Origin of the sequence: Pandoraea commovens (assembly GCF_902459615.1) — a bacterium.
In the GTDB taxonomy this organism is placed as follows: domain Bacteria; phylum Pseudomonadota; class Gammaproteobacteria; order Burkholderiales; family Burkholderiaceae; genus Pandoraea; species Pandoraea commovens.
The window spans coordinates 886496-912996 of the sequence record NZ_CABPSA010000002.1 but is presented as its reverse complement, the minus strand read 5'-3'; the positions used below and the strand labels follow the sequence as shown (position 1 = coordinate 912996).

General features: G+C 62.5%; 27 protein-coding genes and 1 pseudogene. 7 read left to right on the top strand and 21 right to left on the bottom strand.

What is annotated here, in order from left to right; translation table 11 throughout:
- Nucleotides 1-128: 128 nt before the first annotated feature.
- The 5 genes from rpoH to cydX all read left to right on the top strand — a co-directional run bounded on the left by rpoH (nt 129) and on the right by cydX (nt 4708).
- Entirely contained in the window at nt 129-1067 is a 939-nt protein-coding gene (gene rpoH, locus PCO31010_RS10365; RefSeq protein ID WP_150664147.1) for an RNA polymerase sigma factor RpoH, read from the top strand.
- A gap of 449 nt (nt 1068-1516) precedes the next feature.
- Complete coding sequence (gene cydP, locus PCO31010_RS10360) at nt 1517-1819, top strand: cytochrome oxidase putative small subunit CydP (protein ID WP_150664146.1); 303 nt, start codon at nt 1517-1519, stop codon at nt 1817-1819.
- Complete coding sequence (locus tag PCO31010_RS10355) at nt 1809-3413, top strand: cytochrome ubiquinol oxidase subunit I (RefSeq protein ID WP_150664145.1); 1605 nt, start codon at nt 1809-1811, stop codon at nt 3411-3413. Before cydP ends, PCO31010_RS10355 begins: the two co-directional genes overlap by 11 nt.
- Nucleotides 3414-3439: 26 nt before the next feature.
- Nucleotides 3440-4576, top strand: a complete 1137-nt coding sequence (gene cydB, locus PCO31010_RS10350; RefSeq protein ID WP_150664228.1) for a cytochrome d ubiquinol oxidase subunit II — start codon at nt 3440-3442, stop codon at nt 4574-4576.
- 15 nt (nt 4577-4591) lie between these two features.
- Nucleotides 4592-4708, top strand: coding sequence for a cytochrome bd-I oxidase subunit CydX (gene cydX, locus PCO31010_RS10345; RefSeq protein WP_042114280.1), 117 nt, complete (start codon nt 4592-4594; stop codon nt 4706-4708).
- Nucleotides 4709-4822: 114 nt separating this feature from the next.
- On the opposite strand, the gene PCO31010_RS10340 is transcribed toward cydX, so the two are convergent.
- The 5 genes from PCO31010_RS10340 to PCO31010_RS10320 form a co-directional block, all read right to left on the bottom strand.
- Nucleotides 4823-5428: an SCO family protein gene (locus tag PCO31010_RS10340; RefSeq protein ID WP_150664144.1), complete on the bottom strand. Its 606-nt coding sequence runs from the start codon at nt 5426-5428 to the stop codon at nt 4823-4825.
- Nucleotides 5429-5553: 125 nt separating this feature from the next.
- Nucleotides 5554-6459, bottom strand: coding sequence for a heme o synthase (cyoE, locus tag PCO31010_RS10335; protein WP_150661057.1), 906 nt, complete (start codon nt 6457-6459; stop codon nt 5554-5556).
- Between the two features lie 19 nt (nt 6460-6478).
- The gene (locus PCO31010_RS10330) at nt 6479-7669 is read right to left on the bottom strand and encodes a COX15/CtaA family protein (protein ID WP_150664143.1); all 1191 of its coding nucleotides are present in this window, start codon (nt 7667-7669) and stop codon (nt 6479-6481) included.
- A gap of 94 nt (nt 7670-7763) precedes the next feature.
- Nucleotides 7764-8396 carry an SCO family protein gene (locus PCO31010_RS10325; protein WP_150664142.1) on the bottom strand — a complete coding sequence of 211 codons (633 nt, stop codon included), beginning with the start codon at nt 8394-8396 and terminating at the stop codon, nt 7764-7766.
- An 18-nt stretch (nt 8397-8414) separates the two neighbouring features.
- Nucleotides 8415-9140, bottom strand: a complete 726-nt coding sequence (locus PCO31010_RS10320) for an SURF1 family protein (RefSeq protein ID WP_150664227.1) — start codon at nt 9138-9140, stop codon at nt 8415-8417.
- A gap of 144 nt (nt 9141-9284) precedes the next feature.
- Here PCO31010_RS10320 and PCO31010_RS10315 point away from each other — a divergent pair, with 144 nt between their 5' ends.
- Nucleotides 9285-9488: a twin transmembrane helix small protein gene (locus tag PCO31010_RS10315; protein ID WP_039395424.1), complete on the top strand. Its 204-nt coding sequence runs from the start codon at nt 9285-9287 to the stop codon at nt 9486-9488.
- A gap of 205 nt (nt 9489-9693) precedes the next feature.
- Here the strand turns inward: PCO31010_RS10315 and PCO31010_RS10310 are convergent, their stop codons facing one another.
- The 7 genes and pseudogenes from PCO31010_RS10310 to PCO31010_RS10285 all read right to left on the bottom strand — a co-directional run bounded on the left by PCO31010_RS10310 (nt 9694) and on the right by PCO31010_RS10285 (nt 14926).
- Nucleotides 9694-10554 carry a cytochrome c oxidase subunit 3 gene (locus tag PCO31010_RS10310; RefSeq protein WP_150664141.1) on the bottom strand — a complete coding sequence of 287 codons (861 nt, stop codon included), beginning with the start codon at nt 10552-10554 and terminating at the stop codon, nt 9694-9696.
- Between the two features lie 39 nt (nt 10555-10593).
- Nucleotides 10594-10815 (bottom strand): DUF2970 domain-containing protein, encoded by a 222-nt coding sequence (locus PCO31010_RS10305; RefSeq protein ID WP_150661054.1) that lies wholly within the window; start codon nt 10813-10815, stop codon nt 10594-10596.
- The gene (locus tag PCO31010_RS10300) at nt 10808-11425 is read right to left on the bottom strand and encodes a cytochrome c oxidase assembly protein (RefSeq protein ID WP_150664140.1); all 618 of its coding nucleotides are present in this window, start codon (nt 11423-11425) and stop codon (nt 10808-10810) included. The genes PCO31010_RS10305 and PCO31010_RS10300 overlap by 8 nt, the downstream gene beginning before the upstream one ends.
- The gene (locus PCO31010_RS26770) at nt 11425-11544 is read right to left on the bottom strand and encodes a cytochrome oxidase small assembly protein (protein WP_211279338.1); all 120 of its coding nucleotides are present in this window, start codon (nt 11542-11544) and stop codon (nt 11425-11427) included. Before PCO31010_RS26770 ends, PCO31010_RS10300 begins: the two co-directional genes overlap by 1 nt.
- A 2-nt stretch (nt 11545-11546) precedes the next feature.
- Nucleotides 11547-13139 carry a cytochrome c oxidase subunit I gene (gene ctaD, locus PCO31010_RS10295; protein ID WP_150664139.1) on the bottom strand — a complete coding sequence of 531 codons (1593 nt, stop codon included), beginning with the start codon at nt 13137-13139 and terminating at the stop codon, nt 11547-11549.
- Nucleotides 13140-13176: 37 nt separating this feature from the next.
- Nucleotides 13177-14403 (bottom strand): annotated as a pseudogene (coxB, locus tag PCO31010_RS10290) (cytochrome c oxidase subunit II); the annotation flags it as partial.
- A 43-nt stretch (nt 14404-14446) separates the two neighbouring features.
- Nucleotides 14447-14926, bottom strand: a complete 480-nt coding sequence (locus PCO31010_RS10285; RefSeq protein WP_150664138.1) for a DUF2244 domain-containing protein — start codon at nt 14924-14926, stop codon at nt 14447-14449.
- Nucleotides 14927-15563: 637 nt separating this feature from the next.
- Between PCO31010_RS10285 and PCO31010_RS10280 the strand changes: the two genes are divergently transcribed.
- Nucleotides 15564-16478 carry an autoinducer binding domain-containing protein gene (locus tag PCO31010_RS10280; protein WP_174984565.1) on the top strand — a complete coding sequence of 305 codons (915 nt, stop codon included), beginning with the start codon at nt 15564-15566 and terminating at the stop codon, nt 16476-16478.
- Here PCO31010_RS10280 and PCO31010_RS10275 read toward each other — a convergent pair.
- From PCO31010_RS10275 to PCO31010_RS10235, 9 genes are all read right to left on the bottom strand, one after another.
- Nucleotides 16429-17073 carry a flavin reductase family protein gene (locus PCO31010_RS10275; protein WP_150664136.1) on the bottom strand — a complete coding sequence of 215 codons (645 nt, stop codon included), beginning with the start codon at nt 17071-17073 and terminating at the stop codon, nt 16429-16431. The two genes, PCO31010_RS10280 and PCO31010_RS10275, sit on opposite strands and share 50 nt — an antisense overlap.
- Nucleotides 17074-17130: 57 nt before the next feature.
- Nucleotides 17131-18099: an FAD-dependent oxidoreductase gene (locus tag PCO31010_RS10270; RefSeq protein ID WP_174984562.1), complete on the bottom strand. Its 969-nt coding sequence runs from the start codon at nt 18097-18099 to the stop codon at nt 17131-17133.
- Nucleotides 18096-19364 (bottom strand): threonine synthase, encoded by a 1269-nt coding sequence (locus PCO31010_RS10265; RefSeq protein ID WP_150664134.1) that lies wholly within the window; start codon nt 19362-19364, stop codon nt 18096-18098. The genes PCO31010_RS10270 and PCO31010_RS10265 overlap by 4 nt, the downstream gene beginning before the upstream one ends.
- A complete protein-coding gene (locus PCO31010_RS10260) occupies nt 19364-20377 on the bottom strand; it encodes an ornithine carbamoyltransferase (protein ID WP_150664133.1) in 1014 nt (337 codons plus the stop codon). Before PCO31010_RS10260 ends, PCO31010_RS10265 begins: the two co-directional genes overlap by 1 nt.
- 136 nt (nt 20378-20513) lie before the next feature.
- Nucleotides 20514-21476 carry a diiron oxygenase gene (locus tag PCO31010_RS10255; RefSeq protein WP_150664132.1) on the bottom strand — a complete coding sequence of 321 codons (963 nt, stop codon included), beginning with the start codon at nt 21474-21476 and terminating at the stop codon, nt 20514-20516.
- Complete coding sequence (locus PCO31010_RS10250) at nt 21466-22947, bottom strand: adenylosuccinate synthetase (protein WP_150664131.1); 1482 nt, start codon at nt 22945-22947, stop codon at nt 21466-21468. Before PCO31010_RS10250 ends, PCO31010_RS10255 begins: the two co-directional genes overlap by 11 nt.
- On the bottom strand, nt 22944-23978 hold the full coding sequence (gene sbnB / locus PCO31010_RS10245; RefSeq protein ID WP_150664130.1) for a 2,3-diaminopropionate biosynthesis protein SbnB: 1035 nt from the start codon (nt 23976-23978) through the stop codon (nt 22944-22946). Before sbnB ends, PCO31010_RS10250 begins: the two co-directional genes overlap by 4 nt.
- Complete coding sequence (gene sbnA, locus PCO31010_RS10240; protein WP_150664129.1) at nt 23975-25105, bottom strand: 2,3-diaminopropionate biosynthesis protein SbnA; 1131 nt, start codon at nt 25103-25105, stop codon at nt 23975-23977. The genes sbnB and sbnA overlap by 4 nt, the downstream gene beginning before the upstream one ends.
- A 270-nt stretch (nt 25106-25375) precedes the next feature.
- On the bottom strand, nt 25376-26296 hold the full coding sequence (locus tag PCO31010_RS10235; RefSeq protein ID WP_150664128.1) for a methyltransferase domain-containing protein: 921 nt from the start codon (nt 26294-26296) through the stop codon (nt 25376-25378).
- Nucleotides 26297-26501: the final 205 nt, after the last annotated feature.

Here is a 26501-nt window from a genome sequence, read left to right as displayed (position 1 = left end):
TAACGGGGGGTGCTGGAAAACCCCAAGAAGCCGGAAACTTCCCGTCCGGTAAGGGTTCTAACGTCTTTAGCACTCATCGAAAGAGAGTGCTAAAATGCTTTCCCAGAGGCTAACCAGGAGTCCACCACTTGAGTACTGCCGCCACCAAGCATCCGACGACGCCGGCCACCGGCACGGCGCCGAATTCGCGTGCCCTTGCACTTGCCCCGTCGGCGCTGATGCTGCCGGGCAGTCTGGGCAATATCGACAGCTACATTCAGGCTGTCCATCGCATTCCCCTGCTCACCGCCGAGGAAGAGCAGTCGCTCGCCAAGCGTCTGCGTGAGAACGACGATCTCGAAGCCGCCCGCCAGCTCGTGCTTTCGCACCTGCGTCTGGTGGTCTCGATCGCGCGTAATTACCTCGGTTACGGTCTGCCGCACGCCGACCTGATTCAGGAAGGCAATATCGGCCTGATGAAGGCCGTCAAACGCTTCGACCCCACGCAGGGTGTCCGACTCGTGTCGTACGCCATGCACTGGATCAAGGCCGAGATTCACGAATACGTGCTGAAGAACTGGCGCACGGTCAAGGTCGCCACGACCAAGGCCCAACGCAAGCTGTTCTTCAATCTGCGTAGCCAGAAGCAAGGCTTGCAGGCCTTCACGCCGGAAGAGATCGATCAGGTCGCACGCGATCTGAACGTCAAGCGTGAAGACGTCATCGAGATGGAAACGCGCATGTCGGGCGGCGATATCGCCCTCGAAGGTCACAGCGACGACGGCGAAAGCGCGAGCTTCGCCCCCATCGCCTATCTGGCCGACTCCCATCAGGAGCCGACCGCCGTGATCGCCGCACGCGAGCGTGACCATCTGCAGAGCGACGGTCTGCAAACGGCACTCGGCCGTCTCGACCCGCGCAGCCGCCGCATCATCGAAGCGCGCTGGTTGTCGGTCGCCGACGACGGCAGCGGTGGTGCCACGCTGCACGAACTGGCAGACGAGTTCGGCGTGTCCGCCGAGCGTATCCGTCAGATCGAAGTGGCCGCCATGAAGAAGATGAAAGGCGCGTTGCAAGCCTACGCGTAATACCGGGATCGGGTGTCGACGGCAGCGACAAATTGCCACATGACACTGCGATTCCCAAGTCGACGGAACTTCGCCGACAGCTAAGCCCCGTGAAGCCCCGAGAGGTTCGCGGGGCTTTTTTATTGGACTTCGAAAGTTCATCCGCCATCTGCTCCCGACTTGATGCATCGCAAGGTCTGCGATCGAGCCCGTCGATAGAATCGGCTCGTACGTAGCCATGCTGCGTGCGAAGGACGGCCCGGGGGCCGTTCGCCGCGCCGGACCCTTGTCTCGAATCCGCTTCTCATCCGCCGTTGCTCGCAACGGCAGATCCGCATCGAACCAGCGTCATCTGCGTGTCATCCGCCCCCGTGCGCTGCGGTTTGACATTTTCAAGCGATAAGGCAAAATGCGCCGAAAGTCGACGCTGTTCCCAACAACACGACTTTCGACGCCAGGAGCCGTCACGGATGGACACCCACTCTCCTAGCAGTCTGAAGCCTCACGCCACGGCCTCACCGGCAGCCACGGGCATCGTCGCCTGGACGATCCGGCGCTGGCGCACCCGCCCTTCCCGTTTTGCCCTCGAAATCCTGATCGTTCTGGCGATCAAGGTAGTACTCCTGTTCATTCTGAAGCACGCGTTCTTCGACGCTCCAATGGCCAAGCACATGCAATTGCCGCCGGACGTCGTGGCCCGCGCCCTCATCGGGCCGCAGGCCGTCGAAGCGCAGTCCCCCACCAAAAATCAAGGTGTCCGCCATGATCAGTAGCGAAGTCGTCGACCTCTCGCGCTTGCAGTTCGCCATAACGGCGCTGTATCACTTCCTGTTCGTCCCGCTCACACTGGGCCTGTCGTGGCTGCTCGTCATCATGGAATCGGTCTATGTGATGACCGGCAAGCAGATCTACAAGGACATGACCCAGTTCTGGGGCAAGCTCTTCCTGATCAACTTCGCGATGGGCGTGACCACGGGTCTCACGCTCGAATTCCAGTTCGGCACCAACTGGGCCTACTACTCGCATTACGTCGGTGACATCTTCGGTGTGCCGCTCGCCATCGAGGGGTTGATGGCCTTCTTCCTCGAGGCCACGTTCGTCGGCCTGTTCTTCTTCGGATGGAACAAGCTCTCGCGCATCGGCCACCTCGCCACGACCTTTGCGGTGGCGCTCGGCTCGAACCTCTCGGCGCTGTGGATTCTCGTGGCCAACGGCTGGATGAACAATCCGATCGGGGCGCACTTCAACTACGAGACCATGCGCATGGAGCTGAGCAGCATCTGGGAAGTGGTGTTCAACCCGGTCGCTCAGGTGAAGTTCGTGCACACGCTCTCGGCCGGTTACGTGACCGCCGCCATGTTCGTGCTCGGCATCTCCGCGTGGTACCTGCTCAAGCGTCGCGACGTGCCGTTCGCGCTGCGCTCGTTCGCGGTCGCAGCGGGCTTCGGTCTGGCGTCCACGCTGTCCGTCATCGTGCTGGGCGACGAATCGGGCTACACCACAGGCGAGGTGCAGAAGGTGAAGCTCGCGGCCATCGAAGCGGAATGGGAGACGGCCAAGCCGCCCGCATCGTTCACGCTGTTCGGCTTCCCGAACCAGAAAGAACAACGCACCGACTACGCGGTGAAGATTCCCTGGGCGATGGGTCTGATCGCCACGCGTTCGGTCGACACGCCGGTCATCGGCCTCACACAGTTGCGCGACGAGCATAAGGACAACATCAAGCGCGGCATGATCGCCTTCGCAGCGCTCGAAAAGCTGCGTGGCGGCGATACGTCGCCAGCAGTTCGCGCAGAGTTCGACAAGTACAAAGACGACCTCGGCTACGGCTTGTTGCTCAAGAAGTACACGCCGAACGTCGTCGACGCCACGCCCGAGCAGATTCTGATGGCGGCCAACGACACGATCCCGCCGGTGGCGCCCGTGTTCTGGTCGTTCCGCATCATGGTCGGCCTCGGCTTCCTGTTCCTCTTCACGTTCCTGTGGGCGTTCTGGCTGTGCGCACGACGCCGTCTGCTCAAGCCGCGCTCGGCGTGGTTCCTGCGCTGGTGCGTGTGGGCGATTCCGCTGCCGTGGCTCGCCGCCGAGTTCGGCTGGATCGTCGCCGAAATGGGGCGTCAGCCGTGGACCATCGCCGGGATTCTGCCGACGCATCTCTCCACGTCGTCGCTGTCTGCCACCGATCTGTACATGAGTCTCGCGGGCTTCATCATCTTCTACACCGCGCTGCTCATCATTGAGATGTTCCTGATGGTGAAGTACGTCAAGCTCGGCCCGTCGTCGCTGCACACCGGCCGCTATCACTTCGAGACGGAAGGGTCAGGCGGGGCCGCGATTGCGGGCGACCGTCCGGCGGCTTCGGTCTGATCGTCAGGGAGACACACATCATGATGATCGATTACACCGTACTTAAGCTGATCTGGTGGGTGCTCGTCGGCGTTCTGCTGATCGGCTTCGCCTTCTTCGACGGCTTCGACATGGGCACCGGCACGCTGCTGCCCTTCCTTGGCAAGACCGACGCGGAACGACGCGTCATCATCAACACCGTCGCCCCCACGTGGGAGGGCAACCAGGTGTGGTTCGTGACGGCAGGCGGCGCGATGTTCGCCGCGTGGCCGCTCGTCTACGCCGCTGCCTTCTCGGGCCTGTACTGGGCGCTGTTGCTCGTGCTCTTCGCGCTGTTCCTGCGACCGGTCGGCTTCGACTACCGCAACAAGCTGCCGAGCGCACGCTGGCGCAACTCGTGGGACTGGGCGTTGTTCGTCGGCAGCACGGTGCCGTCGCTGGTATTCGGCGTAGCCTTCGGCAACCTGTTGCTCGGCCTGCCGTTCTCGTTCGACAACACCCTGCGCTCGACCTACACCGGGTCGTTCTGGGCCCTGCTCAACCCGTTCGCGCTGCTGTGCGGACTGGTGAGCCTGCTGATGCTGGTCACGCACGGTGCAGCGCACCTGCGCATGAAGGCCGATCCGCTCGTGGCCGAGCGCGCCGGACGCATCATGCGTCTCACCGCACTGGGCACGCTGCTGCTGTTCCTCGTGGCCGGGGTGCTGGTCGCCACGCACGTCGACGGCTTCGCCATCACGCAGATGGGCGCGACCGACTCACCGGCCAACCCGCTGATGAAGCAGGTCACGACCGGCCCGGGCTTGTGGCTCACGAATTATCACACCTACCCGTGGATGATTGCGGCCCCGGTCGTCGCCTGTCTGTGCGCGCTGCTCGCCGCCCTGCTCGCCACGAGCCGCGCGTATGCATGGACGTTCGTCGTCACCGGGCTGATGATCGCAGGCATCATCCTCACCGCCGGTTTCTCGATGTTCCCGTTCGTCATGCCGTCGGCCACTGCGCCGGGCAGCAGCCTCACGGTCTGGGATGCCACATCGAGCCAGCTCACGCTGCAAATCATGCTGATAGCCGTGGTCGTCTTCCTGCCCATCATCCTGCTCTACACCGGCTGGGTGTACCGCGTGATCCGTGGGCGGGTGACGATCGAGACGGTCAACGACAACCCGCACACGATGTACTGATCAAGGAGTCGCGACATGTGGTACTTCTCTTGGATTCTCGGCCTTGGCCTCGCGCTCGCGTTCGGCATCATCAACGTGATGTGGTTCGAAGCGCACGACGACCTCGAACGTCGCAGCCAGGAAGGCAGTTGAGCCTGACGACGCTGAGCCCTCACAGGTCGGCGTCGTAGCGAACGTAGAAACAAAAATCGCGCCTCCAGGGGCGCGATTTTTTTATGCAGTGAGATCCTGCGACGGATCGAAGCCTTAGCTCAGCAACGTCTTCAGGTCCTTGGCCATCGCATCGACCGGCTCGTCCGGACGCATGAACAAACGCAGCTGCCCGTTCGGGTCGAAGACGTAAATGCCAGCGGTGTGATCGATCGTGTAGTTGTTCGGTGTCGATCCTTCTACCTTGTTGACCACCACGCGGAACGACTTGGTCACTTCCTTGAGCGCGGCGTCATTCGCGGGACGCAGCCCCACGAACGCGGGATTGAACGCGGGCACGTACTGGCCCATCAGTTCGGCCGAATCGCGCTGCGGATCGACCGTCACGAACAGCACCTGCACGCGCTGGGCGTCGTCCGCACCGAGCTTCTGCATCACCTGATTGAGTTCCGCCATCGTGGTCGGGCAAACATCCGGGCAATGCGTGTAGCCGAAAAACATCACCACGGCCTTGCCTTTGTAATCGGCGAGCGTGCGCGTCTTGCCCTGCGGGTCCTGCAACGAGAAGTCCTTGGCAAATTCCTTGTTGCCGGTGATATCGAGGCTCGTGAACGTCGGACCTTCCTGACCGCAGGCGGCGAGAAACACCGTCAGCCCCATCAGCAACATCGCACGGCGCAACCAGATGACAGCAAGATTCATGAACGAATGACCCCAGAACGTATGGAAAAAACGCCTTCGGAAAACACAACAGGCGCGCCGGCGAAGAATACCGTAACGCGCCTGTCGTCGTGACTCAGCCTGTGACGGGCAAATGCCCCGGAGGTTCAGCCCAGCAGGTAAATCTGCACGTAATGGTCGACCAGCAGCGCCGCGAACAGCAGCGAGAGGTAGACGATCGAATAGCGGAACATCGAGCGCGAGAGCTCATCGGAATACTTGCGCCACAGCTTGACCGCGTAACCGAGGAAGATGCCCGAGAGCACAACCGCCGACACGAGATACAGATAGCCGCTCATGCGATGTGCGAACGGCAGCAGCGACACGGCAAACAGCACGACGCTGTACAACAGGATCTGCAAACGCGTGTACTTCTCACCGTGCGTGATCGGCAGCATCGGCAGCCCCGAATTCACGTAATCCTGACGGCGGTATAGCGCGAGCGCCCAGAAGTGCGGCGGCGTCCAGACGAAGATGATGAGCACCAGAATCCACGCGTCGGCAGGCACTGCGCCGGTCGCAGCGGCCCAGCCGAGGGCCGGGGGCATCGCACCAGCTGCACCGCCGATCACGATGTTCTGCGGCGTCGAGGGCTTGAGGATGATGGTGTAGATGAGCGCGTAGCCGACGAACGTGCCGAGCGTCAGCCACATCGTCAGGGGATTCGTGAACGTGTAGAGCACCACCATGCCCGCCGCACCCAGAATCGTCGAGAAGACGATGATCTGCCACGGTGCGATCTCGCCGCGTGCCGACGGACGCCACGCAGTACGACGCATGAGCGCGTCCACGCGTTGCTCGATCAGGCAGTTCACGGCAAAGGCCGATCCGGCGAGCAGCCAGATGCCGATGGTGCCGCCGATCAGCACCTGCCACGGCACCATGCCGCGCGTGGACAGGAACATGCCGATCACGGCACAGAAGACGGCGAGCTGCGTCACGCGGGGCTTGGTCAGCGCCCAGTATTGCGCGATACGGCTAGCCGGCGGATGGGGAAGGGTCGTGCTTTTCATACACTCTGAAGGCAATGCGCTACGCCGGGCCAGACGGGGCGCCGAGCGGTGCGGCAGCCGGCTCCGCTGCGGAGAAAGGCTTCTGGCGGGCCGGGACGTCTGCCTGATCTATCAGGCTGGCCGCAATGGGCGCCGCTGCGACTAGGCGGGCGGCGCGAATGCGGTAGTTTAACATGACAAGCAAAAGCAGCAGGACCGCCGCGCCGCCGTTGTGGGCGATGGCGTTGAGCAGCGGCCACTGGAAAACGATGTTCGACAATCCGGTCGCGAATTGCACGAGCACCAGTAGGAATACCAGAATCGACAGCTTTCTGAGCGCGGCATGACGTCGCAGGCGACTCGCCAGCCACGCCAGATACAGCACCACGACTACGGCAAACGTCCGGTGCACCCAATGGATCGCCACGAGCGCATCCATCGGAATCACCTCGCCGCCCGCCGTCTTGCCCAGTTCTCGCCATAGCTTGAATCCGTTATGGAAGTCCATCGACGGAATCCACTGACCCTGACACGTCGGGAAGTCAGTGCATGCCAATACAGCGTAGTTGGTGCTTACCCATCCGCCAAGGGCAATCTGGAAAACCAGCAACGCCAGCCCGATCAGCGCCGCCCACCGCCAGCGCAACGCCCCGGCGTCGGCCGCAACGCTCGTCAGCGGCATTTGTCGGCACGCAAGCCATGCCAGCGACCCCAGCAGAGTGAGCGCCAACATCAAATGGATGGAGACGATCACCGGTTGCAGCTTCATCGTGACGGTCCACGCCCCGAACGCGCCCTGCACGCACACGAGCACCAACAGCCACGTAGCCAGCCACGGCGATTGCTTCAGTTCGCGACGTTTCACCCACGCCATCACCATCAGGGTGATGATGAGCACGCCGACGGCCATCGCGAAATACCGGTGGATCATCTCGATCCACGCCTTGACGAAGGTCACCGGGCCGCTGGGCAGCATCAACTGCGCCGCGTGGATGTCGGCATGCGCGGCGAACGGCGACGACGTGCCGTAGCACCCCGGCCAGTCGGGACATCCGAGACCCGAATCCGTCAGACGCGTAAAGCCGCCGAACATGATCAGGTCGAGCGTCAGAAAGGTCGTCACCCAGGCCAGTTTGCGGTACTTGTTCGCGTCGCGGCGCAGCAGCACCCAGCCGAGCGGCAGCACCGCGATACATAGGCCGATGAAGCCCAGTTCCAGAAGGTAAAGCATCGGTTTTACGTCAGTTCTTCAATATGGCCGGGGCGCACGTGCGCCCCGGGGCCATTCGTTTCATTCATCGTGGGAGGAACGTTCCCTCCCCCCATCAACCCGTCCCCGACCACTTCAGCAGTCGCGACAGGTCGCTCTTGATCTTGCCCGGATCGGCGTTCTTCGGGAACGCCATCATCAGATTGCCCAGCGGGTCGACCAGATAGATGTGATCGCGCAGGCCGGTGCCCTCCTGCGTCGGCAGCCACGAGGCGAGTGCGACGGGATCGGCCCGCAGACGGCGCGTATCGGGATAGGCGTCGTCGATCTGTTGCGACACCTTCGAGGCGTCCGTCACCAGCCACAGCGTTTCCACCCGCGTGCGCTCATTGCCTTGCAGGACGCGGATCTGCCGCATGTAAAACAACTTGCTGACGCAATTCTCGTCACACGTGGCCGTGTCGGCGCTGATCATGAGCCATTTGCCCTTGAGCGACGACAGCGGCAGGTTCTCACCCGTTTCGTCGTCATGCACGACGAGCGCGGGCAACGGACGCTGCGGCTCGATCAGCTTCCCGTAGGCGGACGTGCCACCCTGCGGCTTGAAAACGAAATACATCAGATACGCCGCTACCGCAGGCGCGGCGCATACCACGAAGAGCAGCACGAGCATGCGCCTCGCGCGGCGGCGTTGCACCGGGTCGATGGGAGGACTTCCACTGCGATCCGTACTCACATTTGCACTCATGTTCGCCTTATGCGCGTCTTATGCCCGCGTGAATTTGTTTGTCGCCGTCGCCATGCGACGGCCACGTCGATACGCCAGACGCAGCCCCAGCAGCGCCAGAATCAGCGACATGCCGAACCACTGCGCCATATAACCATAGTTGCGATCCGCGCCGCTCGCCGGTTGCGGCCAGTCGCGCAGCAGGTGATCGCCCGTGTCGTTCGTCTGCATGACGACGAACGGTTGCAGCGGCAGCGACGTCTCGCGCGCATATTCCGCCACGTCGAGATTCTGACGAATCGACAGCCCCGCCGCCGAGCCGCCATGCCCCAGTTCAAAGGCGCGAGACGGGTCGGGCATGGCCAGGCCTTCGACCGTGATATCGCCCGCCGGCGTCGCATACGGCATGATCGACGCGCGGTCGCGCAGGTCGCGCGGCAGCCATCCGCGATTGACGAGTACCACGTGATCGGGCGCGACTTGCAACGCCATCACCACATAGAAGCCGGGCAGTTCGTTGCGCGGACGGTTGTCGAGATACACCACGCGATTACGCAGGAACCGGCCCGTGACGCGCACGCGCCGATGGCTCACATCGTCCAGCGAATAGGCCTGCGCCCCGAGCGCGATGACCGGCGCGCGCTCCGCCTGCTCGATCTGCGCCTGACGCGCCAGACGCAACTGCGCGCGCTGGTACTGCCACACGCCGAGTGCAGCGGTGAGCATCACGCCCAGCAGTATCAGCACGGCCGGCACAGGGCGCATGCCGCGCAAGAGAGTTTTCAACACGTACGTTCCTTGTCCGGCTGCCGCCCGATGTTGCGCAACGCAGGCTGTCCACACTGCAATGCAGCGTGCCAGCGCGTGTGCGTTGCCCGATAATGACGAATTCCCGTCATCGGACAGATCATGCGCATCATCGTTGCCATCGCCTTCGTCCTGATTCTCGGCAGTCTGGCGTCCGCATTGTTTTTCATGATGCGGGACAAGGGCCGATCGAATCGCACCGTGCAATCGCTGATGGTGCGCGTCGGCCTGTCGGTGACGCTGTTCCTGCTCATCCTGTTCGCCAACTGGATGGGCTGGATTCACAGCACGGGCATACGATACTGAGTCCCGCGCCGGGCTCCTGCGGCAAATCGCCGCACCTCATCCCTGCCACGCTGCTTTACCCGGAATAACCTCTGCCGACGTTCACGGCAGTGGCGCAATGCCGTCACCGCCAGTGTCGCGCCGTTTGTGCGACATAAGGCCGCATCCAAATGGAAACGCCGCCGGAATCCGGCGGCGTCCCCCAAAGCATGTTCCGATGCCGACGTCAGAGCCAGTAGACCACGACGTACAGCCCCAGCCACACCACGTCCACAAAGTGCCAGTACCACGCCGCGCCTTCGAAACCGAAGTGATGATCCGGCGTGAAGTGGCCCTTCATCAAACGCACCAGCATCACGGAAAGCATGATCGCGCCCAGCATCACGTGGAAACCGTGGAAGCCCGTGAGCAGGAAGAAGGTCGATCCGTACACGCCCGAGGTCAGCTTGAGATTCAGTTCGGTGTAGGCGTGGTGATATTCATACGCCTGGAAGCCGAGGAACACGAAGCCGAGCACGACGGTGGCGAACAGCCAGAAGATCGCGCTGCCACGATGGTTCGCACGCAGTGCGTGGTGCGAGATCGTGAGCGTGACGCCCGAGGTCAGCAGCAGTGCGGTGTTGAGCGTCGGGATCGGCCACGGGCCCATCGTCTCGAACGCGTCGACCACTCCGGCCGGGCCGGTGTTCGGCCACACGGCGCTGAAGTCGGGCCACAGCAGCTTGTTATCTAGGTCGCCGAGCCACGGCATGGCCAGCGTACGTGCGTAGAACAGCGCGCCGAAGAATGCCGCGAAGAACATCACTTCGGAGAAGATGAACCAGCTCATGCCCCAGCGATAGGACACGTCGATGCGCTTGCTGTACAGGCCGCCCTCGGACTCGGCGATCGAGTCGCCGAACCAGCTGCGCAGCACCCACAGCACCCACAGCAGGCCGGCCAGCGCCGTCCACGGTGCCCACGATAGTCCATTGACCCACGCGGCGGCCGAGCCGAGCACCACCAGCAGGCCGATACTGCAGCTCACCGGGTGACGCGAGGGGGCCGGCACGAAGTAGTACGGCGCCGTTTGGTGTTGACCACTCATTCTTATCTCTCCAGGCTTGGTTCTCTTTGTCTGTACCAATCACGTCGCGAGCCGGATGGCGAGCTTCGCCAGAAACACCAGCGCCACAACGAACAGAATGCCCCCGATCAACCCCGCCACGATCAGATGCACAGGGTTGAGCTGTGCCATGTCGCGGTCGTGATCACGCCCCTTGCGCACACCGAAAAACGACCAGAACACCGCACCGATGGTCTGGAAGAAAGACAGCTTGCGCCGGGTCGCCTCCTTCAGGTCATCCATTCCCGCCCTTGCCTCCCCCTAACGTTCCTCCGGTGACTTCGCCAGCCTGGGCGCCCGTCGGGGCGTCCGCGCGTTGATTGGCGTCGTTCTTGCCGAGATCGAAAAAAGTATAGGACAGCGTGATCGTATTCACATCTTTGGGCAGCTTCGTGTCGACCACGAACACCACCGGAAACTCTTTGGCCTCTCCGGCCCTGAGCGTTTGCTGCGTGAAGCAGAAACACTCGATCTTCTTGAAGTAGCTCGCCGCCTGTGCGGGCGCGTAGCTCGGAATCGCCTGCGCGCGGACTTCATGCGGTTGCTGATTCGCCACTTCGTATTCGATGGTCGCGATTTCCCCCGGATGCACCGTCAGACTGCTCTTCGCCGGTTTGAAGCGCAGCGGCCCCTGCGCATTGGCGTCGAACTCGACAGTGATCGTGCGGCTCTCGTCGACCTGCGAATTGCGTGCGCTGATCTCGGTCGTGCGATCGCCCAACTGGTTAATGCCCACGAGATCGCAGAACGCGCGGTAGAACGGCACCATCGCGTACCCGAATCCGAACATCACCGCGACCAGCAGCAAGAGCTTGCTGAAGGTGCGCACGTTGAGACGTCGCATGCCGGCCATCAGATACCGCCTAACAATTTGGTCTTGATCATCACGCCGATGAAGAACACCAGCACCACCGAGCCGAGAATCAGCCCGGTGCGCAGGTTTCTCGCCCGCTGTTCAGGACTGAGTGCCATGTTCAATGCACCTTCGGCGGCGTCTCGAACGTGTGGAACGGCGCCGGACTCGGCACGGTCCACTCCAGCCCTTCCGCACCGTCCCACGGCTTGGCTTCAGCCGCCTTGCCGCCACGCCACGTCGGAATCGCAACCCAGAACAGGAAGTACACCTGCATCAGGCCGAAGCCGAATGCGCCGATGGTCGCGATCTGGTTGAAGTCCGTGAACTGTGCCGGGTAATCGGCGTAGCGACGCGGCATGCCCGCCAGACCCAGGAAGTGCATCGGGAAGAACGTCACGTTGAACGTGATGAGCGAACCCCAGAAGTGGAACTTGCCGCGCCACTCGTTGTACATATGGCCCGTCCACTTCGGCACCCAGTAATAGAACCCGGCGAATAGCGCGAAGAGCGAGCCGGCCACTAACACGTAGTGGAAGTGCGCCACCACGTAATAAGTGCCGTGCATCTGAATGTCGAGCGGTGCGAGCGAGAGAATCAGGCCCGTGAAGCCGCCCATCGTGAACACGAAGAGGAAGCCGACGGAGAAGAGCATCGGCGTCTCGAACGTGAGCGAGCCCTTCCACATCGTGGCGACCCAGTTGAAGACCTTCACGCCCGTGGGCACGGAGATCAGCATCGTCGCGTACATGAAGAACAGTTGACCGGTGACCGGCATACCCGTCACGAACATGTGGTGCGCCCACACCATGAACGACAGAATCGCGATCGACGCCGTGGCGTACACCATCGAGCTATAGCCGAACAGCGGCTTGCGCGAGAACGCCGGAATCACCTGCGACACGATCCCGAACGCCGGCAGAATCATGATGTACACCTCCGGGTGTCCGAAGAACCAGAAGATGTGCTGATACATGACCGGGTCGCCGCCGCCCGCAGCGTTAAAGAACGACGTACCGAAGTGACGGTCCGTGAGCAGCATCGTGATCGCACCGGCCAGCACCGGCATCACGGCGATGAGCAGGTAGGCGGTGATGAGCCACGTCCACACGAACATCGGCATCTTCATCAGCGTCATGCCCGGCGCGCGCATGTTCAGAATCGTGACGATGATGTTGATGGCGCCCATGATCGACGACGCGCCCAGAATGTGCGCCCCGAAGATCGCCAGATCCTGACCCGGCCCCATCTGCACCGACAGCGGTGCGTACATCGTCCAGCCTGCTGCGGTCGCACCGCCCGGCACGAGGAACGACGAGATCAGCAGCAGACCGCCCACCGGCAGCAGCCAGAAGCTGAAGTTGTTCATGCGCGCGAACGCCATGTCCGACGCGCCGATTTGCAGCGGGATCATCCAGTTCGCGAATCCCACGAACGCCGGCATGATCGCGCCGAAAATCATCACCAGCCCGTGCATGGTGGTGAGCTGGTTGAAGAACTCCGGACGAATGAACTGCAGGCCCGGTTCGAACAATTCCGCACGGATCATCAACGCCATCACGCCGCCCGAGAGCAGCATGACGAACGAGAAGATCATGTACAACGTGCCGATGTCCTTGTGATTCGTCGCGAACAGCCAGCGACGCCATCCGTGCGGATGGTCGTGCGCGTGATCGTCGTGACCCGCCACGTGATCGTGAGCGATGGAACTCATACCCAATCTCCTTGCTTCGAACTGGTCGAACGACTTAACTGTTCTTCGCTGCGTCGGCCGCGGCACCGGCGGCATTCGCCGACTTGTTACCGCGTGCTTCGCGCACCTGTGCCGGCTGAATCACGTCGCCGGTCTTGTTGCTCCACGAGTTGCGCTCGAACGTGATGACGGCCGCAAGCTCCACATCGTTCAGATGCGACCAGTTCGGCATCGCATTCTTGCCATGCAGCACGATGCTGATGTGATCGGCCACCGGGCCCGTCACGATCTTGCCGCCGTCGAGCGCCGGGAACGCACCGCCGCCCTTGCCGTTCGGCTGGTGGCACACCGCGCAATTCGAGGCGTAGACCTTCTGGCCGCGCTCCATCAGTTCCTGCACGGTGTAGGTCTTGTTCGGGTCGTCTGCCGAGGCCGCCATCTGCTTCTTCTGCGTGTCGACCCACTTGTTGTAATCGTCTTCCGAGACCACCTTCACCACGACCGGCATGAACGCGTGCTCCTTACCGCACAGTTCGGTACAGAAGCCGCGGTACTCGCCAACCTTCTCCGCCTTGAACCAGGTGTCGCGCACGAAGCCCGGAATGGCGTCCTGCTTGATACCGAAGGCAGGCACGTAGAACGAGTGGATGACGTCGTTGGCCGTGGTGATCAGACGTACCTTCTTGTTGACCGGCACGACCATCGGGTTATCGACTTCCTGCAAGTACGTGTTGCTCTTCGGCTCCGCGCCGTCGATCTGGCTGCGCGGCGTGGTGAGCGTCGAGAGAAACTTGATGCCCTCGCCTTCGCCCTTCAGGTAGTCGTAGCCCCACTTCCACTGATAGCCGGTCACCTTGATGGTGATATCGGCGTTGGTGGTGTCCTTCATGGCCACGACGGTCTTCGTGGCGGGCAATGCCATCAGAATCACGATGATGAACGGCACGACCGTCCAGATCACCTCGACCGTGGTGCTTTCATGGAAATTCGCAGGCTGATGGCCCTTGGATTTGCGGTGCTTGATGATCGAGTAGAACATCACGCCGAACACAGCAATGAAGATCACCAGACAGATGATCAGCATCATGGTGTGCAGGCTGTGAAGCTCTTCCGCGAGTTTCGTGACCGGCGGCTGGAAGTTGAGTTCGTTGACGGCCGGCCCCCCCGGCATATCCGCGACTCCCGCCGCGATGGCCGGAGCGCCGGCGAGCAGTGAGGCGCCCGCAAGGAAAGCCGCCAAGGCGTGTTTCGTTTTTTTCATAGCTTCCTTACCCAAAATTACCATCCAAATCCTCCCTGGCGGTCGCCCGAGATCGTCTCCATCTCTCTCAGGCCTGTTGGGCAAGACAACGGCGCAGCTCGCGCGCAAACGTTTCGCGGCGATGCGGCGCAAGATAGGCACCGACAGTGACCGAGCGGCTACCCGAGCGCAAGACGATGCGCATTCGCGGCGGCTTCTCGATGTCGATGCGTACCCAGCGGGGATTGAACTCGAACTGCGTCAACCTCTGTGCTGAACGTTGCTCGACCACAAGGCTCACGGGCGACAACCGAATGACCTCGTAATCTGTGGCATGCCGGGCATGAATGACGAACGCAACGCCCACCACGAGCAAGTCCAGGCCTGTGAACGGCAAGACCAACCACCCACCGCGCCACGCCGCAATCAAGGCAACACCCAGTGAGACGGCGGCCAACGACAGGTAGAACAGGACAAACTGGCGCGGCGATATCGCGCAGTTGCGCTTATGCGTCCATTCCTTCATCGCCGAACCGTTTCCGGTCTCGGAAGAAGAGGCTGCGAGCATCGCCGTCACCCGTGGGGCATTTTGGGTCTTTCATGTCCGACGGCCGGGAACTAGTTGCGTCCGGGCCGCGACAAACTGCCGCATTATAGAACGCGCATTCTCGAAGCGACAACATTGATACCGAGTATTTGGCGCGCCATAGCATCCTCCTGAACTCATTGATGCAAAAGGGAAATCCGGTTAATCCCCTAGCCGAAAATCCCAACGGCCGAGCGACTACGGGATACTCCCTATGCGTCGCACGTTTGACACATTGCAACACGCGGCGACTCGTTGCGGTGTCCTGAATACCCTGCCAACCGACACATTCGAACGACACGTCAGCATCTCGTCACCGCCTCGTCTTCACATCGGCGGCTTCGTTGCGATGCGGGATTCTTCCGATATCCATCAACAGTAGACGCTGCGCCGGATTTCGCGTGCGACGTTATGTCGCGCCCGCCTATACGACCTCAATACTATGGCGACACCGCGTCATCAAGGGACTTTGCCCCGAGCTTTCGTCCGGTGTCGCGTTGGCATAATGCCGCCATCGCGGCATCTCGACGCACGGACCACGTACGTTGCAGCGAAGCCCGATGCGCACTGCCATCAGACGCATGCTACAAGCGAAACATGTTCCCTACATCGCTTTGCCATGCGAGCCACGCGCCCTCTCTCTCCCCGCTCGTTTGCCGACGGCCTGAGCGCCCTGCAGGACGCCACCGGCTTCGACGTCCTTCACACGCTGCTCCCTTCGCTTTGCAGCGCGCTCGGCCAACGCTACTTCAGCTATCGCGGCCACTTCGCATTGCCCGACGGCCGTTTCGCAACACCGCGCCTCGGCAATCTTCCCCGTGTGTGGCAGCAACGCTATGACGCACAACGCTATGACACCGTCGACCCTGTCCTCTCGCTCGCTGCTCGGCAACTGACACCGGTGGAATGGACGGCCGGGTTGTACGCGTCCCCCGAGGCGCGACAGCTGCTCCACGAACAGCGCGCTGCCGGGTTGCGCTTCGGCATCACGTATCCGGTCTTCACGCCATCGGGGGCATCGGGCACATTGAGTCTGTCGTCACCGAGACGCACCGCGCATTGCGCCCGCCCATCGGCACAACATCACGCACAACCTCAGGGTCGCCACGATGCGCGCTACTCCGCGCGGCCAACGCATGACGTCAGCGATTCGGGCGCACATGTGTGGGCGTCGCATGCCGGCGTCGTACTCGCAGCCCACGTGCATGAAGCCGTGTGGCGCATCGTTCAGCGCGATGCGGCTCGTCGCTGCGCGCCAGCACTGACGCCGCGCGAGCGCGAGTGCTTGAGATGGGTGGCGTGCGGCAAGACATCGTGGGAAATCGGTCGCATCCTCACGCTTTCCGAACATGGCGTGGTCTTCCATCTGCGCAGTGCCATGCGCAAGTTCGACGTATCGAGCCGCCATCGCGCCGCGAAGATGGCAAGCGACTACGGACTGCTCGACGATGTTGCGTTGCCGCCGCACCCGAAGGTCAAGGAGATCACTTTCGCGACGCAAGATCGGCAAGCGTCTTGTAGCGTGTCAACGTGAACGTATCGGTAGCGGCATTCACGAACGAGCCACCGCCAAGACGCCCCACCGGACTGAGGGCGTGTAAGTCGACATGACAGGTGACGGGATCGAGCAGCGCGTCGTCTACGTGCGCGGCAAGCACCGTGCCGAGCACGACCCATCCGCCGCCGGGTGCAGCGCTGATCTCGATGATGTCGCGCACCTCGCACTCGAAGGCAACGGACGCCTCCCGAACACGCGGAGGTCGCACACGCGAAGACGGCACCGGCGTCATGCCCGTGAGGTCGAATTCCGACTCCCCGGGTGGCAAGGGCGCGGCCGAGAGATTCACGGCATCGATGCATGACGTACTCGCCACGTTCACGACGAACTCCGGCACCGCCTCGATGTTGTGCAGCGTGTCCTTCTTTCGCCTCGGCCGCGGCGGCACCACAGGACAGAACAGCACCGTCATCGGCACACAGCACACGCCCATGAAGTACGCATACGGCGCGAGGTTCGATCGCCCCAGCGCATCGACCGTACTCACCCACGCAATCGGACGCGGGAGAATCGTGCTCATCATGAAGTTGTAGATGCGCGCCTCGTCCAGCGTCGACGGATCCAGTTCCATCGGGTCTCCTTACACGGTTGCATTGAATCGTGCGTGACAAGCGCGGTGTGAAGGCGCTCACGCGTCGCTCGACACCTCGCCCGCGAGTCGAACGATGTCGTTCGCACATCCCCATGACAAGGTGAAGCCGCCCCCGCCATGTCCATAGTTGTGCAGCAAGCGCGCGTACCGCTCGTCCCGGACAACACGCGGCGAACGACGCACCGGACGAAAGCCGACGCGCGCATCGATGACACGCAGGGCCGCAACGCCCTCGCAAAGTCGTGTGCAGCGATGAACGATGTCATCGATCTGCCGTTGCCCGATGACCGTCGATGTCAGGTCGGGTTCTGCCATACCGCCAAGTACGATGTCGTCGTCGCGCTCCACGATGTACGTCGGCGCGAAAGGATCCGAGTCATCGATGAAACACCCTTGCACGGCGTCGTCACGCGTGGCACGCAACACAACGGCCCGCGACAGCGACAAGGCGTCGTCGCCGAACTGGCGGCTGCCGTAGCCGCAGCAATTCACCACGATCTCGACCTCTTCGAGCAATGCAGCGGGATCCTCGATGCGACGTGGCACGAACTGCCCGCCAAGTTCAAGGAACATGTTCATCAGATAACGCAGGTAGGTCTCAGTGACCGCGACGGGCACGTCCATGCGGTACGCGCAGGCGAAGCGCGATGGCACGCGCGCCTGCGGTAGCCGACACAGACCGCTGGCGCATTCCGCCCACCAGGGCACGCCAGCGTCGCGTCGAAAGTATTCGGTCAATGGCCTCATGCTCACCCCGGACATCGCATCCGACGACAATCGATGCATGGCTGCATACGTGTGCCGGGCGCGAGCGAGATAGACGAGATCCGGGGCCTGATAGAACGGATGCCAGATCGCTGCCGCCAACGCCGACGTCGTTTGCGATGGCCCCTCAGCTGCGAAAATGGCAACGCGACGACCTGCGAGCGACATCGCCACTGCCGTCGTCAGGCCGCTCACACCCGCGCCTATGACAATGACGTCCACCCCCGACATCGCACTCATGGGCATGCCCCGCGATGCAACGGACCGTGGTCGCCGGGCGCATGCCCCTCCGGCGGCACCGCCAACCCGCAAGCCGGTGGCCAGGTCACGCCATCGAAGCATTGCGGTGACTTCAATCCACTGCCAGTGCCAAGCAACACCACTTCCGCCCCCGACTGGATACGCCCGCTGGCGAGACCCGCTCGCAACGCGGCGTAGCCTGCCGCCGTCGACGGTTCATACCAAAGACCGAAACGCTGGGCGAGCGTGCGCGACGCGGCCGCAATGCACTCGTCGTTCACCACCACACAGGTGCCGCGCGTGGCTCTGAGGGCGTGCAGCGCAGCAAAGTGGTCTCGCGGTCGACTGACCGAGAGACTGTCGGCCACCGTGTTCGGCGTAACAGCGGTGGGCGACACAGGCAACGCTACGGTCTCGTCGTACGTCGTCCAGTCGCGCGCGATGCTGTCGGCGCTGTTGGCTTGCGCTGCCATCAGACGCGGAATCGCCGAGGTAATACCCAGTGCAAACAGGTCGAGAAATCCCGCCGCGATGCCTGACAAAATATTGCCGTCCCCCGTCGGCACGATGACCCAGTCGGGGACATGCCACGCCATCGCTTCGGCAATCTCGTAGGCACATGTCTTCTTGCCTTCGCGTGTGAATGGATTCACACCGGTGTTCCGACAACACACCAGCGCGTCGTCTGCCATGCGTTCGGCAATCTCAAAGGCGTCGTCATAAGTGCCCCCGATCTCGCAGACGTTCGCGCCATATGCCCGAATCTGCGCAAGCTTCGCGAAGGGCGTACTGGCGGGCACCACGACCGTTGCCGCCATTGCCTGCGCGGCGGCGATGCACGCAAGCGATGCCCCTGCGTTGCCGGTCGAGGCCGTCACCGCCCCCTTGCACCCGGCGCGTTTAGCGACGGCCAGCACCAGCTCGGTGGCCCGGTCCTTGAGCGAGCCGCTGGGATTGCGCGCTTCGTCCTTGATCCGAAGGTGGATACCGCCGTCGTCCCCGCAATCGATCAAAGGGGTTCCGCCGACACGCAGGCGGCTGCCCCAATGCGCTTCGACGGGTAGCAAGGCGACGTACCGCCACATGCCTTCCGTTCCACTTTCTCGGAACGTCGTCACGATATCCATCGCCGACGGCGAGTCCGCATCGGCCTTGCGCTGGATTCGCAAGTTCTGACCACACACATGGCATCGATAGCGAATCGCCCCCCATGTCTGTGGGGTCGCGCAGCGCACGCAGGTATAGCGATAAGAGAACGACGGCATCACGTCAGACTCCCCGGATTCAAGAGGTGCGCCATCACGGCGTTTTGCGCATGCAGTCGGTTGGCCGCTTGTTGGAACACCCACGATGCCGGGCTTTCTACGACGTCATCCGACACCTCCTGCTCCCGGTCCACCGGCAAGCAATGGAGATAACCAGCATTCGGTGCGGCAAGCCGCATGATGTCTGCGTCCACGCACCAGTCGCGATGCCGTTCGAACGCCGCGTGCATCCCCGCTTCGTCGACACCCTCTCCCGAGTGCTGTGGCAGGTGATTGAGGCTGCACCACGACTTGGCGTAGACGGCGTGCGCGTCGGTCACGCCATCGCGCAAATCGTGCGTCACGCGAATCCGCGCCCCCGTCTGCCCCGCAAACTGCGCAGCGGCCGCCATGATCCGAGAGTCGAGCGCAAACGGCGGTGGATAGGCGAGCGTCACGTCCATCCCGGTTTTGACGGCGGCTAGCAACAGGCTTTGCGGCACCGCGACAGGCTTGTGCCAGCTTCCCGAGTAAGCCCAGCTGATGCACAGCTTGCGCCCGGTGAGTCCACCCAGTTGTTCACGTAGCGTCATCACATCCGCGAGTGCCTGACACGGATGAAACCGATCGCACTCCATGTTGATGACCGGTACCTGACTCCACTCGGCGAACGCTTCGAGATGCCGGTGCGCCGCACCGTACACCCAGCCTGCGGGAGCGCCGTACATGCGAATCGCTATCGCGTCACCATAGGACGACAGCACTCGCGCGACGTCGGCCACACGCTCCGTCGTGTAGGGGATCTCCGCGTCAGGAAGCGCCGGTGTGTAGATCCCCGTGTGCGGATCCAGGACGATGGCGTTCCCCCCCAATCTCGCCAGTCCCGTCTGGAAGCTGCTACGCGTGCGCAGCGATGCGTTGTAGAAAAGAAAGTAGATCGTCCTGTCACGAAGCGCCCCCTCGGTATGCAGGGGATATCGACGCTTGAACGACAGCGCCGCACTCAGCAACGCCCGGTAGTCCGGGGCACTCATCGTCAAATCGGGCGCAAGCCAATGACACGTCACATGTCCCTCCTGATCGCCGTTCTTCAACCTCGTCTGAACCTTGCCTCAACCGTCTCACGGGCGTTACGCAGACTTCACGCCTAAGTCCTGTAGCGCCACACCATCAAGGTGGTCGCCACCGGCTCGCCAGTTGTGCAAACCGTTCTCCGCATGAGAGTCCCAGGCGTTCGAAAAGACGGCGTGGCACCCGCGCGGCCTCCATCATCTGCACGCCGACCGCCAACGGATCGACACTCTCGAGCAGCACCTGATCGGCCTCGGTTTCCCCGAGCCCGATGGCACAGAGATGTTCGCGCCACGTCTCGATCTCGGGCGCAAGAAATGCCATCATCAGGTCCGGCAACAGTTGATCGAGGTATTCCCGCTCATCGAGCGAAAGCCCAGGCACCCACTCGCTTGCGAAACGAACGAACGCTGCCTGATGCCGCATCTCGTCGGCGCCGTGCTCCGACAGCAAGGTGTGTACCGGCGGGTAGATCTCCTCGCCCGCGCCTGCCTGACGCAACGTTCCGGTGATCAGCGTCTCCGTCACGGTCGCAGCGGCAATGCTTGCGATGCCCGCATGCGCTGGCGAAACCGATTCGCACAACGCCAGTACCCGCGCGACACCCCGAGATGCCCCTTTCTCCATGACGTGCCCCGCCGCGCGCAACATCTGCAAACGGAAACGCTCCATCATCCAGGTGTGAAAGCCTTCGTCCGTGTAGATCGCCAGCAAATCGTCGCGACTCACCGCCGTGATGTCATCCCTATCGAGCATCTGCTCAATGGCCCGGTTAACGATGAACAACTCGACCCGCTCCGTCTTGTTCAGGTAGTCTCCGAGACGCAGTGCACTCAACCGCTGCCGCGCCGCCTGACCTTGCGCACAGACCAACGGATGCGTCGCATACGGCATGAGCGACACATTGAAGAACAGATGGCCGGGCAGCAACGGCGGAAACGGCAACCCCGTGGCGCAGCGGGTGACTGCCGCAACGTCACGCCAGGGTTTGGGCTCGAATACGGACGCACCGTGTCCGCCGGAGACACCATATGCGCCGATGCCGGTCTGCTTATGCGTCATGAGGCATCGATGACGCGACAGGTGCTATTTGATGCGGCGCCAGCGGCACGAGACTGGCGCGCTCAGGCCCCAGCCCGAGCCCGGCCAAAGGTGCCCCGATGTGACGCTCGACGAAGTCGACAAAGCCGTGCATGGCGGCGTCCAGCGTCCCTTCCCGTGCCTGATCGAGCGATGGCGCCGTCAGCCCGGGATAGATCAGCACATCCGGCATGGCATCTGCTGTCAGCACATCGCGATGCACTCGCATCGGCACCCCTTGATACGTCGACTTTGCGAAGTACGCGAGACAGTCCACCTTGTTGAGATACACACAGTCCACGGCGTGCGTTCGGATAACGTCTCGCAACTGAGCGAGATCGAGCATGCCGATACGACGCGGACGCCCGGTGCCCGTTCCGTACTCCGCTGTGAGCATGCGAAGCGCCGTACCCACGTCGAATGGATCGCTGGAACGAAGCAATGTGTCGGCGGAGAAACATGACTGCTCCTCGGCTTTTCCGATGCGGGACTGCGACGCGTCGTGGCAGTACTGTGCGGAACGCTCGCCGCCAAGCTCCGAAGGAAATGGCCCGCGCCCTACGCGCGACATGATGGCCTTGGCCACGCCGATCGTTTGCCGGTGGTACTTCGGCGAAAGATCGCCGCCCACATACGCGTAGGCAGGCACGGTGTGGCTCGATGTGACGTAGGGCTGACTTCCCTCGACCACGTCGAGCAACACCGACTGTGCGCCTTCAAACAACACGCTCGCGCCCGCCCTGACACGATTCGCGAGCCATCCACGATCCGACTGGATGTACCGCCGTAAAGTCGCTGCCGCCCTGGGCAAGTCCCTTAGCAAATCTGACATTTCGGCCATCCACGGCGAGGTGCCGCCCTCAGCGTTGACCATGCGCGTAAAGATGTTTCGCATCGAAGCCACGGCCTCGGATTCGTTCGCGATCAGGTCGCCAAGCATCAGATTGACGCGCATATCGTTTCGAACTCGCAAGGCGCGGTCCGCGTAGCACGGTCCGATACCGTTGCCAGTCGTGCCGATTGTGTCGCCATTGCGGCGATCCATCGCAATGTGATGCGGTTGCACCAATGCCGCGCGTGCACTGATGTGAAGCCGCCCTTCGAGGGCAATACCCATCTCGCGCAGTTGACCGATCTCATCCGCCAGCTTCCACGGATTGATGGCACAACCCGACCCGATATACAGCGTGGTATGAGGATGAAATACACCCGACGGCAATTGCTTTAGCGCGATGCGTCCTTGCGGCGTGTCGATGGTGTGGCCCGCATTGGCGCCGCCGTTGAAGCGGGCAATCACGTCGTACCCCGGTGCGAGGGCGTCGATGATTTTCGCCTTACCCTCGTCGCCGTATTGCAGCCCGACGAGGACGTCCGCGAACCCTTCGGCAGCGAGCGAAGCGTGTTGATCCGACGATGATGAGGAACTAATGAGAGCGGTGGAAGCTGTGGTCATGCGCGGTGCAAGTCAAAGAAGAATCGGGGGACGGGCGCCTGCTCGGCCGCCAGGCACTCGTAGACCCAGCGACCGACGGCAATGTCGAGAATGCCAAGTCCGAAAGGAGAAAACACGATGGGCCGATCGCGCATTGGCGGCTCACCGCCGCACAGCAAGTGGGGCAGTGATGTCGTGACGAAGCGTCGATGGCCCGTCGCGATTTCGGTGAGATGAAGCGATGTCGAGGCGCGCAAGCAATGGTCGATGTCGTCAACCACGTTGTGCGACGCCACGACAATCGATGGGGCGAGATCCCGCAACGACAGATGCAACACGATCGGACAGTGTGCAAACCATCCGGGATCTTCAATATGCGGAGACACTGCCGTGGTCGTCAAAACGATCACGTCCGAATCGCGTATCGCGATTTCCAGCGACGCTTCGACGCGGGCGTTCAATCCGATTTGCGTTTCGATTCGACTTGCAAGCGACTCTGCATATCGCATGTTCAGGTCATGGACCATGACCTCGCCGACGCTCAGTTCCGCCAGTGGCAAACACTCGGCGACATGGCGCGCAATCACCCCCGCCCCGATGAGCGCCACACGCCGAGGACGCGCGGCGTCGTCGTGCGCGAGACATCGAAGCGCGCTGATGGCGCTCGCCGCCGTGCGTGCCGCGCTGATGATGCTCGCCTCCATGCAGGCCATCGGGTACCCCGTCACCGCATCGTTAAGGATCAGCACCGCAGACGCCCTCGGCATGCCCCGCTCGATGTTCTCCGGGAAGCTCGAAATCCATTTGATACCGGTCACACTCTCGCGGTCTTCGCCACGTCCGCGGATGTGCGCCGGCAACGCGATGATGCGATTGCGCTGTGCGTCGGGAAACCGGAGAAACTGGCTTTCCGGATTCACGGTATGGCCCGCGTGATGCGCGCGATACGCCGCTTCGACGGTGTCGAGGATGGCACGCTTTCCGTGGCGGACGGCCGTATCGATCTGCTCGCCCGTGAACACGCGGAATTGCGGAATGGGGCGGGCGTTCATGACAGCGAGGGTGCAACGATTTCGATGGAAGCGGCGGTAGTGCCGGATACGTCTGATATGTCGGGCGCTCCGGATACGCCAGATATGCCCGACGTGTCGCCGAAACACGCAGCAGCCCAGTCACCGTCGTAAAGCGTGTCGAGATACTTGTCGCCCATGTCGGGCGCGATGGCAACGACGGTATCGCTCGCAGCAATGTCTGCTGTCGAGGCCTGAACGGCATGGAGCACGCTCCCCGTCGACCCGCCAGCCAGCAGCCCTCGTCGCGCCAGCGTGTGGCACATGCGCAAGGTGTCGGATTCGCAAACGTGGACGATGGCGTCCGGCGGCTCCGAGTCCGAAAGCTCACTGAGCGGTGGCTTGCAACTCGTGCCAAGCCCCGGAATAAAGCGCGGCCCAGGCGGACCACCGAACGTGACGGACCCCACTGCGTCGACGGCGACCACACGCGTTCGCAACCGATGTGCACGGACATAGTGAAGACAGCCCATCAGTGTGCCGGTCGTGCCGGCACCGATGAAAAGATGATCGACGTCCGGATAGGCCGAGAAAATCTCCGGCGCCGTCCACCGGAAGTGCGCGCGCCAGTTGGCTGGATTCGCGTACTGATTGACCCAGATGCACCGCGGATCGCGCGCGACCTGCTCCCGAATCCACGCGATGCGCGTTGCGAGATAGCCTCCCTGTGCGTCGCGGCGGTCGACACGCACGACACGCGCACCGACCGCCTGCATCGCCCGGATGGCCTGCCGCGATGTGTTGGGGTCTGTCACGCACGTGAATCGGTAGCCTCGATTGGCGCAGACCATCGCGAGCGCCACGCCGAGATTGCCCGATGAAGACTCCACGATCTGTGTGTCGGGCCGAATCGGATGGGCGATTTCAAGGTCTTCGATCAGTTGCAGCGCCGTCTTGAGCTTGACTGAACCTGCGGCGTTAAACCCTTCCAGCTTCAGGTGAACGGCGGCCGCGCACAAACCCTCGATGGTTGTGAAGACGGGGACGGTCGGGCGAAGGAACTCGCCATCGATACGAAGCGCCGTCGACGCGCCCGCGTGACGCGACCGCTCGCATGGCGCACGTTCGACGTCTTGCCGTACCGATAACGCTTCGTGTTGAAAGTCCACCGCCCACCTCCCGAGTATTCGCCCGCAAGCAACGCTTTTGCGTGAAGAGGCGCAGGGAGGGATGACTTCCAGGTCCTGCGATCAATCACGCCGTGAAGCATCATTTAAGCGAACTGGACGAACGCGGAACACCTGCATAGTCGTGTAGGACGCAGGCTGCGGCGGTGCATCGCGCGACTTATCGCGCGGCGTGATGCAAGAGCGTGGGAGAGGCTTCGGCATCGGCGGAACGCCGCCGATGCGGTGCTGGCGAAGGGAACGAAAGATCGCTTAGCGAGGACGTCCGCCGCGACCGATATCCTGAAGACGCACGACAGCATTGCCTGCGGCATCGGTCTTCTCGGGGATCTTCCAGGCGTGACCGTAGACGAGCTCGAACGTCAGCGCGATCGTGCCATCTGGGCCACGCTGGCGCTCCAGCGCCGCTCGCAATGCCGCAAGTCGCGCCCGCCCCGTCAATCCCTGACGACGCTCGGGCTGCGGATTTACCCCAAGCAGGCGAACGTCGCGCAGCAAGGTATCGGGCGATTCGAACGTCAGCGTCAGGCGCTCCATGTCGGTCACGGGCGTATCGAATCCACTCGCCACCATCATGTCGCCCAGATCGTGCATGTCCGTCGGTTCCAGCGCGTGAGGAAGGCCGTCGACTTCCGCCCACGCAGCACGCAACTCACGCAGCGTGTCGGGACCGTAGGCCGAGAACATCAGCAATCCGTCCGTCGTCAGCACGCGGTGCCACTCGGGGATCACGCGATGTGGTTCACGGTACCAATGGAGCGCAAGGTTCGACCACACGAGATCGAAGGCACGCGACGCAAACGGCAGCGCAGCGAAATCGGCCTGAACCACTCCATACGGAGGAGCGCTACGCAGCAGACGCCGCCAGCCGGTTGTCGCGCCAGCCGCAGCAGCAGCCTTCGCCATACCGAACGAGGCGTCGAGGCCGACACGGTAGGCATCGGGATATCGTTCGCCGAAGCTCTGCAGATCGCCGCCCGTGCCGCAGCCTGCGTCCAGGACACGTTTGGGTTTGAGCTTGATGTAATCGAGCCGGCTCGCGAGTCGCGACGCCACTTCCCGCATCAGGAAATCGGCGTCCTGCCAGTTCGGCGCGCGACGGTCGAACGCAGTGCGCAAAAAGCGTGCGGAGAACGCAGAGGACGGGTTTTGGGGAGCGTCGGAAGGCTTCATGGGACAGGCGAAAAGGCGAGTCGGCAGTATACTCGCTGCTGTCGGAACGCATCGGACACGCCCGCGCCGCTCCGCCCCATTCCGCACCACGCGCCTGTTAAACCGCCGCTATCGATCCACCGCCCTCTGCCTTTCATCCCGGATATTCGCCGTGCCCATCCTCTCTTCGCTCCTCCTGACGCCGACTCGGCTAGCGAGCGGATTG